The sequence below is a fragment of the Photobacterium sanguinicancri genome, assembly GCF_002265265.1.
Lineage (GTDB): Bacteria > Pseudomonadota > Gammaproteobacteria > Enterobacterales > Vibrionaceae > Photobacterium > Photobacterium sanguinicancri.
On record NZ_NOIF01000178.1, the window covers coordinates 1 to 10,465 of the forward strand.

Genomic DNA, 10,465 nt, shown 5'->3' on the forward strand with positions numbered 1-10,465 from the left:
ATAACAAGAGATGTATCTTAATTAAGATACATCTCTTGTTGTTATGTAATTAAAATTAAATACGATAACAGAAATTATGTATCTATAATTAGGTACGAGCATCACCGTTGTGTAATCGTATTGAAATACACAAAAGTGGAAAATGTATCTAATTTTGATTACACTTAAGACATAAACAATGGAAAGCGAGGTTACTATGTACTCTTTTCAAAGCAATCCGCACAAGCGACAACCCGTTAAAAAAATGGTTTTAAGACAGTACAGAGAACTGGTTGATGCAGTTAAGGGAACACTATCCCCCTCAATACCTAAAGAGGGCTGGATTAGAACAGTAAGAAAGGCTCTTGATATGTCAGGCGCCCAGCTAGCAGATAGAGCTGGCATGACAAGAAATAGAATTTCAGTCCTTGAAAGGCGCGAGGCTGATGGCGACATAACTCTAAATCAGTTAAAGCAACTAGCTGAAGTTCTAGACTGTGACTTCTCATACACTCTAAAACCTAAAAAGGCTGTCTCTGACACAATGCAAGAGCGTGCGCTTAAGGTTGCGAAAATAGAAGTAAAGAAAGCATCTAAAAATATGTTTCTAGAGGCGCAATCAGTTAGCAAAGAGAAAGAAAACATCTTAATAAATGAACTAGCCGAAGAGTTTATGCGTGCCGGTGGGCGTAAGCTATGGGGTAAAAATAAGGAAGACAAAGTATTTTGATCATTGATGAGCCAGAAGGAGCTACACCGCTTGATCCAGATGATATGGAAGGGTTGAAACACCCACACGTAACAACAAGAGAACAACTTAACGAACTTGAACAATCCAATATACTAGCAGGCCAGCAATGGGTTAGTGGTATCTCTGGCCTAACACTGGATTCTATTTTCTCAGCTGAGTTCGTTCTTGCCCTCCATCAGAACCTATTTGGTGATGTCTGGACCTGGGCTGGGACCACTCGAAACAAAGAGTTAAGCATTGGCTGCGATCCCTTCCAAATCAGGCCCAAGCTCCACAACTTTCTAGAAGATGCCAAGTGCTGGGTAGAGTTCAAACACTACTCAAACCTAGAACTCAGCGCTCGCATACAGCACAAGCTTGTTGAGATTCACCCTTTCCCAAATGGTAACGGCAGGCACTCGCGTATATTTACCGATGTTGTTCGCATAGTTCTACTAGAAGAGCCACCGCTTAACTGGGCAGAGGGCAACCTAGAGAAAGTGAGCGAAGAGCGCAAAGCTTATATCTCTTGCCTTAAGGAAGCAGACAAAGGTGATTTTTCTCCGTTCGTTAAATACCTAGAGAGCCTTGGCAACTAACTTAAACAACAGGCACAAAAAAGGTCGCTAAATACCTGTCTCTTATACACAACCTCCCAGTTTAAATTGTGTATAAGAGACAGGACAAATGGCGGCCTTTCCGAAGATCGCTTTACGGACGTTATGGTAAATACCACTTTGAAAATTTCATTTGAATGTTTAACCTACATATGAGACTCGATTCGCACAAAGGAAGATGGCCATGACGGCTAACAGCAAGAATAAAAAAGCATTTTCATATGTAAATCATGATGCTAGCGGTAAAAACTTCTTAAATAAAAACTTCAATAAAACTGAAAGTTACGCTTCACGCTTTACTAATTCAACGTTTACCAACACATCATTTATTGGTTCTAAATTTAAGTTTTGTAATTTAAACAATACCACTTTTGAAGGCTGCCTTATTCGAGGGGCTCTTTTTCGAAAAAGTAAAATGGGTAATGTTAACTTTAAAAGCTCAATTATTTGCGCTTCTGTATTCGACCGAACAAGCCTAAAAGACTGCTATTTTCATGACTCAATTATCGTATCAAGCAATGTAAACGGTAAAATCCCTCAAGATCGACTCATAAACACAGACATCATTACAAACTATTATCCAACATCTGAGTTCAATGGGTTACTTCTACAAAAAATAGAAAAGCTACGAGAAAACAATTTCATTAGACGCTCGTCAGTTCTCCACAGAAAGAAAGGGTTACTAGATACCGCAGCAATAACACTACTGATAAGAGAATTTGGTGAAGAATTTCTACTGAGTAATGTGGACAAAATCAATCATGAAATATCAAAGGATTTTCACACACTTAGCTACATAAAATTACTATTGAAAAGATATCAAACCGTTGATATCTTATAAGAACCCGGTCTCACCACCGATAGAAATCTAACACTAGTTGATAAATTGCAAGTCTACGGACTGATGCGGGTTTAATGCTTTTATCTTAAATAAATTAGTGGAGGTAATGCCTATGGTATTAGATATTTTGACAGTTGCTGCATTTGTTCTCCTTTGTGTTTATAAATTAACGAGCTATATCATTTCTATCAATGGTGGTGTGATTCATCATCAATCACACCAAACCAACGTGATCGTGTAACAGCTAAAGACAAGAAAGGCCGCCTTAGGCGACCTTCTCTAAATCATTTTTTACCGATAATTTTCAAGTCGGCTTTTCGCCGCTTCTTCATTTCTTTGTAAAAATTCTCATGTGAACCAAGGTTCAAAAGATACAATTCTATCTTATCGTCAAGCCAAGAATATCCAAGTAAAACCTCTTGACCATTCAATCTAAACTTATGCACCCAAAGGTAAGATAAGTCACCTTTCTTTTGAGTTCCTAAGTCCGGATTATCTACAACTTTGTCAATCTCATCGTCTACAATCTCTTGCAGCTCATCAGAGAGCCTTAGATTATCTAAAGCTTTGGTAAAACGTTTTGTCTCAAAAACCTCAATTTCTACGCCTTGTCCTTCTAACATATTTAGTTACCTCTCCATTATTGATTTCTTCTCTAGCAAGAAGTGATTCCCTAATGAACTCATAACTAAGATCTGGATTATCTTCTGCGATTTTCCCAATTTTAGCCCAATGTTCAATTTGCTTAGGAACACTTCTACTAGCCACTTTGGCATTAATGTTGACCTCTGAAACGAAGTCGTCGCTTAAACGAACGCTAGTTGCCATACCTGTCTCCTTATTAATCTGTCTACTTATGCTTAATCACATGCTATGAATTGATTATTGATATGCATTTATAGCTCTAGCATTTTTAATAATAATGCAATGTAGCGCGAAATGCAACAATTTGTCGCAAAATAAAGTGACAACCATCACCACCGAAAATATTCAACTCACACTGAATATTTTTAAATGGTTCTTACATTGTTAGTGCGTTAAGTGCCCATTATGTTAAATGGCTCAGTTTGGTACTGAAAACACCCCTTCCAGCTCCTCAGAAGCCCGTAGTGGCGATTTCAGACACCTAACCAGCCGATACACTTCCGATAGCGATTGTAAGTTTGTGACGGTTTGAGGGCGATTTACAGGGTATTTTTAGGCGGGTTCACTTCAAACAAAAAACGAGGCCAAAGCCCCGTTTTATCAACTTAGAGGTGAAGCATAGGGTTCATCTGTTGATGCAGTATTCTGACAATAAAAATATCGCAATCACGAACGCGATAAAAAATCGCATGATGTTGGTGATCATGACGACGAATGCCTTGCTTTAAATCACTGCAGTCACGGCCGATGAATGGCGCATCAGCTAAAGCATTTAGGCAGTTCTCCATTTCATCGGTATACGTATCAGCTTGAGCTTCACCAAAATTCAAAAACGTATATTCATAAATACCGCCGAAATCACCGGCTGCTTTATTCGAAAGTTTATACATTCAAAGACTTCTTCTTGAGTGCCGCGATCTCTTTCAAAGAAAGCGAGCACTCGCCGCTCACATCCCCTTCATCTAAAGCCCGTCTCAACATATCGGTTTGGCATTCTTGCTGCTCAAGTAAGCGTAACGCTGAACGCATCACTTCACTCGTTGAACCGTAACGTCCACTTTTAATCATTTTTGCCACAAAACTATCAAGCGGTTCGCCAATAGTGACACTCGTCGTTCGACCCATAACAGCCCCCTGTGTTAATTATTCACACAGTATAACACATGCCTACTTTCTCCAGGCGAACTTATCGAGCTTTGCTCGGTTCGCTTGGAACAAGTAGGCCGACAAGCATAGCGCGTCAGTAGCGTCGTCTTTGACGGATGGGGCAAAAGCCCCATCAAATCGACTCAACGAGGTGTGCGCCTCTCCCGACCAGAGGTCGATAGAGAGTCGAGGTGCACACCTCATTTCGCAGATTTCTCGGTCACACGTGCCCTCGCTAGGTTAGATTGTCATCTAACCTAGCGAGGGCACGGATACCAACGTCTAAGCCAATTTCACGCATAATAAACAACGCATAGCAATAACACTGATTGCATATTGCGCTACAATCGTGCAAAATACAGACAACGATGTGAATCAGTTTTATAAGTGTTGCTACTTCGAAAGCAGTTTGTTTTTCCCTGTTCAATCTGAAATAAACAGCGTTCCGAACGCAATAGCTAGTAGGTATATGTCCACCGGAGCAGTTAATTCCGAGGCACTTTTAAAGTGATATACAGCTCTCAACTGGTGAAATGAGACGGCACTTTGAACGTCATTCAAAGAAAATGGACGTGGAAAACGGTCAGAAAATCCCTGTGCCCATAGCACTAAACTGGCGAATAGGCATTAAGTTGTCGCTGTTCTGAATGATTCAGAATTGTATGTTCTTACAAGGGAAACCATGTCTGATTTTGATGTTCAATGTGAACTTTCAGCCCTGAAAGCGCAGACCCAAGCCATACGAAAACGGGCCTACTCCGCCCGAAAATCCCGCCTCGATAAATACAAATTTGAACTATTAGCCCTCCATCACGCCGGCGCGAATACAGCAGAACTTCAACGTTGGCTAAGAACAAATAACAGGATCAAAGTCGCACACTCTACCGTTCTGAGGTGGTTAGACAAAAATGGCTAAATTTGCGAAACACGTCGATCCTCAAGCCGTGGCAGAAAAACAAGCGGCGAATGTCATGAAGCTGATTCAGGGAAAATCACTGTCTAGCGTTGGCACCATTCGCAACTACGAAGAACGCCTAACGATGGTCGCCAAACACGCGAATGCTACATTTCAATGTGGTCTAAGAGCATTAACGGTAGAGCAAGCTCATCAATACTTGGCTGACAGAGCAACAGAAGTGGGGCAAAAAACCCTCGACATGGAACGTCAGGCCATGCAATTCATGATGCAACATGTCACCGGCAAGCTCAGCCCGACAGAAAAACTGGATGTGATCAAATCCGAACAGCAGCAAATTCTCTCCGCCCGTGCTTACACCCCAGTTCAAGCAAAAATGATTGCGGACGCACAAACCGAACGCAATGCTCTCGCCACTGAGATTGCACATGCCGCCGGCCTTCGTGCCCATGAGCTTCATACCCTGCAACATATCGATGAACGCCATCCAGATCCAAGACCGGCACGAGCAGAAAAATTCTCACATCGAGAAGGAAAACGTTACACCGTAGAAGGAAAAGGCGGGCTCATTCGTGAAATTCTTATCCCGAGAGATCTCGTTGGAAGACTCGAAATGCGAAGACTAGAGCAACCATCACAGATCACCGACCGAGGGGTGAATTACATCACCCATTACGACATCAACGGTGGCAATCGTTGGTCTAGCTCATTCAGCACAGCATCAAATCGGTCATTAAATTGGAGCACCGGTGCTCATGGGCTACGTCATAGCTACGCCCAAGAGCGAATGAGCGAACTGCAAAAAGTGATGCCCTATAAGGACGCTCTCGAAGTGGTCTCCCAAGAAATGGGGCATTTCCGCCCTGATATTACCGAGGTTTATCTGCGATGAGATGGATTGTGTTACTTGCTGTTCTTGGCGGTATAGCCTGGACGGCAAACTGGAGCTATCACCACGTTGATAATGCCATATTAATTACCGATATTTGGGAGGCAAAAAATACGACAAGCGAATGGGGACTCGTTAACTTCAAAGATAAAAACCCCATTGTTTATGATTATGTTGGCACCAGAGGACTATGGAATATTTTCAACAGTCTCTGGCCCGTTTGGATGTTGTTTATTTTAAGTTTCTTTATCCTCATTCCTCTTACAGTGTACATCTTCAACGGCTTACAGAATCACCAAATAATCGCAGCAAAAGAAGCACAACGCCACGCGGAAGAACGCGCTAAAAAAGCCGAATCCAATGCGAAAGATGACAAAGAAAGAACGGAAATGTGGGCTGAAGCCAAAGTAAAAGCAGCGTATCAAGATCAATTAACCAAGGTTAAAAAAGAACTCGAAACAGAATGGGAAAACTACCACACTCTCAAAAATCACGTGTTAGAGAGAGAATCTACAATCCAAACAAGAGAGAAAACAGCTCAACAGCAGGAAAAATCCGCCAAAGAGCAAATAGAAAGCATGATCGAACAATACAACCAAGAAAGAGCTCGATTTGATGCTGAAATACAACAAATATCAAAAGCTCGAAACAACGCTCAATCCGGCCATCAACGACTAAAGAATGAAAAAGAACGTATCACCCACTTTCTATCAAAGACCCAGTGGACAATAGGAAATGAAACACTCACCTATGACAAACTAAGATCACTAACAAAAGAAAGCCAACGACTGGCTGGCCGCACCGATCCCTAAATCCTCAGTAATCTCTCTGTTGTTATCGACATAGCAATGTATAGCATCAATGCTATACATTGGAAATATCTGGAGATATTATGTATAGCATTGATGCTATACATAAAGGGTACTATCGCATGACTCGAATAATTATGGTCGGCTGTCGTAAAGGCGGCGTAACCAAAACAACAACAACTGTGAACCTTGCATATGAACTCAGCCAACTCGGTAATCGTGTTTTGGTACTTGATTTTGACGGGCAAGGTGACAGTACCAAATTTCTTACGAATGACGATTGTGAATACTATATTGGTGATGCCTTACTCGACAGAAAATTCGATATCAGTAAAGCTATTTACCCTGCGATTGTAGCTGATAAAGAACAAGATAATTTACATATCATTCCTGGCCGCCGTGGCGATATCATGACCAAACTTGATATGGATATGATCTCTTTAACGCGACGAGAAGAACGCCTAAAACTGCATTTAAGTAAAATCACAGACAACTATGATTTTATATTAATTGATACCAATCCAGGCACCTCTGTATTAGGTTTAAATGCTGTAATGGCTGCAACTGAATTTATCTTTCCTACAGAATTTAAAGAACACTCACTTGATGGGGTCGAAGCTCTCATCGAACATATTCAAGACGTAAAGTTTATTGAAGAAGATGAGATCTCGTTTCTGGTCGTCGCATCAAAAATCAACAAGACAGCGAAAAAATCACTTGCCTACGGACAAGAGTATTTAGCGAGTCGCTGGCCAAACAATACCGCTAAAACCATTATTTGGGATCGTAGTCTTTTCGCTGAATCCGAATACGAACATGAACCAGCCAGCGTTATTAATCGTGGTCACGTTGCGGCTCGTTACTATAAAGAGTTAGCCAAAGAGATCATTGCCCATGCTTAATGTCGACAATCAATTACTAAACCAACTTAAGAGCAAAAAGAAATTAACGCCAACCGAGCGCGCTCAATTAAAAGCCCTTGAACGCAAAGCAAAACAACAGCAAAAGCAAGAACAAAAAGAGAGAAAGCCGAAAGGTAATGTCTTTGCAACAATACCGACAACCAAAATAACCCCACTTCCTATTCGCTTTACAAGCGGGGAACGAGTAGGGCTAACAACACTGGCTGATGACATCAAATCTGAAAGCATGGAATTGGTGATAAATACGTTAGGCAGCGCACGAGAAATCAACGACACCAAGCTAGTAAGAGCCGCCGTTTATTTACTTCAAATGCACTCGCATGAAGAAATTGTTGATGCGATAAAACAAGTAAAACTTAATATGATCAGGTAGATACCTTTGTATAGCATCAGTGCTATACACAAAATAAGCGCAGTGTAAGGCTAGAAACTATAGCTCTGTAGATTTAGTCAGCAACAACAGATATGGGTGTATTCTAATTGGGTAATAAACCCACTCGAGATACACCTAACACGATTCAAACACGTTAGAGTGTATTCTAATTGGGTAATAAACCCACTAGGGATACACCAAAAATAGACTCAGGCAGAAATACTCTTTAGTGCTGAATTGTTTAATTTTTTAAATCGTTTATCAATGGCATAGTATTGCTCGCCTTTTTTGACCAAAAAGCTACCAGTTAAAAAGCCTATCGATTCCAGTTTTTTAATCCCAGTTTTGATCTTTCGATTCGCTTCTTTGATTGACGTTTCAAGCCTTAATCGTTCTCTTAAACGACTAAAAGAAACAGGTACTGGATTTTCAGGTAGTGCGAGAAAATATAAATACAAACACTGTGCGACCTCTGCCCTGGGTAACTTAGCCAATACTTTTAAACTTACAAGAACTTGATAATCAAGACGATAGAGATCCCACAAGGTTTCATCTGCCATTAATTCGACAAAATCTTCATCACCGTCGTAACGTGCTTTTAGTAACATACCGGTATGCACTGCCTTCTCTGCCCCTTTGCGGCGAAAAGACAAACTTTGGCTTTGGATCCTCTCTAAAGAGTCACCAATTTGTTTACGAAGATTTTTATCAAAACGACGACTAGGGTAGCCACAACATTTTGCAAACTCACTAAATTTAAGTGAAATGGTATTTGATGACAAACCGTACTGACTAAAGACCAGAACAATGCCACACCACACTTTAAAATCTGTCTCAATATTCAAACGGGTACCTTTTACAGTAACCGAATCATAGCCTTCCTTTTGACATAGATCTAAATTGACCAAATCAAGCGTTAAGTCCATACGATTAACATCATAAGTGTTTGTTTTGCGACCAACAGGCGTAAAAACACCGGTGCGAAGCAAGACATTCGGCTGAACGCTTGTTACTGAATTTGAAACTAAACTAATATCGGAAGGTTGAGTAATTTCCGTTGAAGGCAAAGAGATTAAAGGTCGTTCCATTTTGTCCACAATGTTTAAATTAACAACCCAATTAGAATACACCCTAAAACCCAATTAGAATACACCTAAAACCCAATTAGAATACACCTAAAACCCAATTAGAATACACCTACATTCTCTCTAGGCCACGTATACAAAGGGCTAGCGCGTTTGGGGATCTATATAGGATCTATATAGGATCTATATATTGGGATCTATGTCATGGATATGTGGATAAATCTTCGATTTAACACACATACCCACAACCTAAAATTTAATGTTATTGATACTATTTTTTAGGAAATAACCCCCTTACCCGATTAACAATAAAAGATCATGCCATCTAATAAGCTTTTTTAGGTAAACGTCGGGAATCTAATTGATATGGAGGATGTTGTATTATTTACAGGGAAGTTAAAGTTATAGTGCGTTAGGCTGACCGAATATCAACAACAATGATGAGATTCGAGTAAGTAGTACTGCATCAAGGTTGTGAGCAGCAAGCACTAAGCTGTTGGTATACCAATGCCGTACAGCGGCTGTAACCACAGCTGCTGCGTTTACAGCTGCAATCCATACCTATGCGAGATAGGGTTTTTTTAGCCTTAGAGGCACGTTCACAAGCCCGTACTAAAGAAAGCATTGCGAACGTTACACAGCAAATCACCTTGTTAAAAAATAGCCATAGCCCAAAAGCGAAGATTATTGAACACTATTTATCATTGATTTCAATTTCTGTTCACTAAGTGGCTGTTATGTTGAATCGGCCACGAACTGACATGATCGTGTAACGTCCATATACAGCAAAGGCCGCCAGTTGGCAGCCTTCTGTAATTCTTGTTACGGGCTTTACGTTAAATAGCACTAGAAGAATACAATTTTAAAAATTCAATTATCACTTTTAAAAGGTTCGTTAATACTTTTAATTTATCGAAAATTTTCCCCATTTTTTAGCTCCAAAGAATTTCAAGAGCTACCTATTATCGACACGTTTTTTCAAATTTCAGCAACATTAAAATATTTGTATTCAGACACACGACAAAGACCGCTACTTGGTGGCAACCTTAAACCTAACCTATGAATCCGTGATAATGGCCAACATCAGTGACAGCCTCGACAAATCTTTTGGCTGTAGCTCGATCCATTATCACTAACTTTCCATCAACCTTGATGTAGATACTATCTTCCTCATAGAAAGAGGAGCGCCCAAGCTCAATATCCATTTCATTTACATCACCCTGATCATTCACCGTTTCTTCAAAATACACTGTAGTAGCCATACAACACTTCCTTTTGACGTAGATAGAAATAGGACATTATCTCTTTGTGCTTACAAATTCGGTGCGCTAAGTGCCTATTACGTTAAATTGACCTCTTTTCATCCACTGAATCGCATTAGCCTTGACCTTTCAGGCACCTGAAAAGTGCAACCTTGTAACGCAAAAAAGGCCGCGATTAAGTAGTAATTTGTATCTATAACCGCATACGCATAACAAGAGATGTATCTTAATTAAGATACATCTCTTGTTG

Annotated in this window: 13 protein-coding genes; 7 read left to right on the plus strand and 6 right to left on the minus strand. The window is 40.4% G+C overall.

Annotation, left to right across the window (positions count from 1 at the left end; translation table 11 throughout):
- Positions 1-178: 178 nt before the first annotated feature.
- The 3 genes from ASV53_RS19775 (at position 179) to ASV53_RS19785 (ending at position 2,167) form a co-directional block, all read left to right on the plus strand.
- Entirely contained in the window at positions 179-709 is a 531-nt protein-coding gene (locus tag ASV53_RS19775; RefSeq protein ID WP_205049215.1) for a mobile mystery protein A, read from the plus strand.
- Positions 706-1,308, plus strand: coding sequence for a mobile mystery protein B (locus ASV53_RS19780; protein WP_094958363.1), 603 nt, complete (start codon positions 706-708; stop codon positions 1,306-1,308). The genes ASV53_RS19775 and ASV53_RS19780 overlap by 4 nt, the downstream gene beginning before the upstream one ends.
- A gap of 202 nt (positions 1,309-1,510) precedes the next feature.
- The gene (locus ASV53_RS19785; RefSeq protein ID WP_189337925.1) at positions 1,511-2,167 is read left to right on the plus strand and encodes a pentapeptide repeat-containing protein; all 657 of its coding nucleotides are present in this window, start codon (positions 1,511-1,513) and stop codon (positions 2,165-2,167) included.
- Positions 2,168-2,451: 284 nt separating this feature from the next.
- On the opposite strand, the gene ASV53_RS19790 is transcribed toward ASV53_RS19785, so the two are convergent.
- From ASV53_RS19790 to ASV53_RS19805, 4 genes are all read right to left on the minus strand, one after another.
- Positions 2,452-2,790: a type II toxin-antitoxin system RelE/ParE family toxin gene (locus ASV53_RS19790; protein ID WP_094958365.1), complete on the minus strand. Its 339-nt coding sequence runs from the start codon at positions 2,788-2,790 to the stop codon at positions 2,452-2,454.
- Positions 2,762-2,995 (minus strand): TA system antitoxin ParD family protein, encoded by a 234-nt coding sequence (locus ASV53_RS19795; RefSeq protein ID WP_094958366.1) that lies wholly within the window; start codon positions 2,993-2,995, stop codon positions 2,762-2,764. Before ASV53_RS19795 ends, ASV53_RS19790 begins: the two co-directional genes overlap by 29 nt.
- 422 nt (positions 2,996-3,417) lie before the next feature.
- Positions 3,418-3,702 (minus strand): type II toxin-antitoxin system RelE/ParE family toxin, encoded by a 285-nt coding sequence (locus ASV53_RS19800; protein WP_062692923.1) that lies wholly within the window; start codon positions 3,700-3,702, stop codon positions 3,418-3,420.
- Complete coding sequence (locus tag ASV53_RS19805; protein ID WP_094958367.1) at positions 3,695-3,937, minus strand: type II toxin-antitoxin system ParD family antitoxin; 243 nt, start codon at positions 3,935-3,937, stop codon at positions 3,695-3,697. The genes ASV53_RS19800 and ASV53_RS19805 overlap by 8 nt, the downstream gene beginning before the upstream one ends.
- Before the next feature lie 929 nt (positions 3,938-4,866).
- Here ASV53_RS19805 and ASV53_RS19815 point away from each other — a divergent pair.
- The 4 genes from ASV53_RS19815 to ASV53_RS19830 all read left to right on the plus strand — a co-directional run bounded on the left by ASV53_RS19815 (position 4,867) and on the right by ASV53_RS19830 (position 7,868).
- Positions 4,867-5,766 (plus strand): site-specific integrase, encoded by a 900-nt coding sequence (locus tag ASV53_RS19815; RefSeq protein WP_094958368.1) that lies wholly within the window; start codon positions 4,867-4,869, stop codon positions 5,764-5,766.
- Complete coding sequence (locus ASV53_RS19820) at positions 5,763-6,575, plus strand: hypothetical protein (RefSeq protein ID WP_094958369.1); 813 nt, start codon at positions 5,763-5,765, stop codon at positions 6,573-6,575. Before ASV53_RS19815 ends, ASV53_RS19820 begins: the two co-directional genes overlap by 4 nt.
- Positions 6,576-6,694: 119 nt before the next feature.
- On the plus strand, positions 6,695-7,474 hold the full coding sequence (locus ASV53_RS19825) for a ParA family protein (RefSeq protein ID WP_062692931.1): 780 nt from the start codon (positions 6,695-6,697) through the stop codon (positions 7,472-7,474).
- The gene (locus ASV53_RS19830; RefSeq protein WP_094958370.1) at positions 7,467-7,868 is read left to right on the plus strand and encodes a hypothetical protein; all 402 of its coding nucleotides are present in this window, start codon (positions 7,467-7,469) and stop codon (positions 7,866-7,868) included. The genes ASV53_RS19825 and ASV53_RS19830 overlap by 8 nt, the downstream gene beginning before the upstream one ends.
- A 209-nt stretch (positions 7,869-8,077) precedes the next feature.
- Here ASV53_RS19830 and ASV53_RS19835 read toward each other — a convergent pair whose 3' ends face one another.
- A complete protein-coding gene (locus ASV53_RS19835; protein WP_189337926.1) occupies positions 8,078-8,956 on the minus strand; it encodes a RepB family plasmid replication initiator protein in 879 nt (292 codons plus the stop codon).
- Between the two features lie 1,049 nt (positions 8,957-10,005).
- Positions 10,006-10,215, minus strand: a complete 210-nt coding sequence (locus ASV53_RS19840) for a hypothetical protein (protein WP_094958371.1) — start codon at positions 10,213-10,215, stop codon at positions 10,006-10,008.
- Positions 10,216-10,465: the final 250 nt, after the last annotated feature.

What these genes read in the sequence shown, in the direction of transcription:
- ASV53_RS19805 (WP_094958367.1), bottom strand. Translation starts at nt 3,937, where the DNA reads ATGGGTCGAACGACGAGTGTCACTATTGGCGAACCGCTTGATAGTTTT.
- ASV53_RS19790 (WP_094958365.1), bottom strand. Translation starts at nt 2,790, where the DNA reads ATGTTAGAAGGACAAGGCGTAGAAATTGAGGTTTTTGAGACAAAACGT.
- ASV53_RS19825 (WP_062692931.1), top strand. Translation starts at nt 6,695, where the DNA reads ATGACTCGAATAATTATGGTCGGCTGTCGTAAAGGCGGCGTAACCAAA.
- ASV53_RS19830 (WP_094958370.1), top strand. Translation starts at nt 7,467, where the DNA reads ATGCTTAATGTCGACAATCAATTACTAAACCAACTTAAGAGCAAAAAG.
- ASV53_RS19820 (WP_094958369.1), top strand. Translation starts at nt 5,763, where the DNA reads ATGAGATGGATTGTGTTACTTGCTGTTCTTGGCGGTATAGCCTGGACG.
- ASV53_RS19775 (WP_205049215.1), top strand. Translation starts at nt 179, where the DNA reads ATGGAAAGCGAGGTTACTATGTACTCTTTTCAAAGCAATCCGCACAAG.
- ASV53_RS19815 (WP_094958368.1), top strand. Translation starts at nt 4,867, where the DNA reads ATGGCTAAATTTGCGAAACACGTCGATCCTCAAGCCGTGGCAGAAAAA.
- ASV53_RS19795 (WP_094958366.1), bottom strand. Translation starts at nt 2,995, where the DNA reads ATGGCAACTAGCGTTCGTTTAAGCGACGACTTCGTTTCAGAGGTCAAC.
- ASV53_RS19835 (WP_189337926.1), bottom strand. Translation starts at nt 8,956, where the DNA reads ATGGAACGACCTTTAATCTCTTTGCCTTCAACGGAAATTACTCAACCT.
- ASV53_RS19800 (WP_062692923.1), bottom strand. Translation starts at nt 3,702, where the DNA reads ATGTATAAACTTTCGAATAAAGCAGCCGGTGATTTCGGCGGTATTTAT.
- ASV53_RS19785 (WP_189337925.1), top strand. Translation starts at nt 1,511, where the DNA reads ATGACGGCTAACAGCAAGAATAAAAAAGCATTTTCATATGTAAATCAT.
- ASV53_RS19840 (WP_094958371.1), bottom strand. Translation starts at nt 10,215, where the DNA reads ATGGCTACTACAGTGTATTTTGAAGAAACGGTGAATGATCAGGGTGAT.